This is a genomic window from Pseudoalteromonas sp. S558 (genome assembly GCF_005886635.1).
Classification (GTDB): Bacteria; Pseudomonadota; Gammaproteobacteria; order Enterobacterales; family Alteromonadaceae; genus Pseudoalteromonas; species Pseudoalteromonas aliena.
This window is the reverse complement of the sequence record NZ_PNDU01000566.1, coordinates 1-404: the sequence shown is the minus strand read 5'-3', so window position 1 is coordinate 404 and position 404 is coordinate 1. Positions and strand designations below refer to the sequence as shown.

Sequence of the window (404 nt, the reverse complement as noted above, 5' to 3'; positions counted from 1 at the left end):
AATTATGTAAGATATATTTAGCTTGTTGATTGAGTTATTTTCTTATCGCTATAATAGATCACTAATTTAATGCAATTGGTATAAAAATAAACTGTGTGTTTATTTTATCAAATTTAAACTAAACGGGTAGTTAAACTCTTTACCTTCGTTGGCCTTAATACTTGCCATTACAACCATTACAAACCCAAAAATTGCCACTAAAGGCAGTAATATTAAACCTATCACCGCAAATATTAGTACAAAACAAACAAGGTAAGCAATTGCCATAGTTATCTGAAAGTTAAGTGCTTTTTTGCCATGTACGTCAACAATAGGCATTTCATCTTTTTTAATTAACCAAACAATTAATGGCCCAATTATTGAACCAAACGGTACAATAAATCCAGCTAATGCACTTAAATGAC

The 404-nt window shown here is 30.0% G+C and carries 1 protein-coding gene; it reads right to left on the bottom strand.

Translation table 11 applies throughout. The annotated features are described in order from the left end of the window. Nucleotides 1–99 precede the first annotated feature (99 nt). The coding region (locus CWB66_RS21460; protein WP_212747852.1) for a DUF4870 domain-containing protein at nucleotides 100–404 on the bottom strand (305 nt) is incomplete at its 5' end.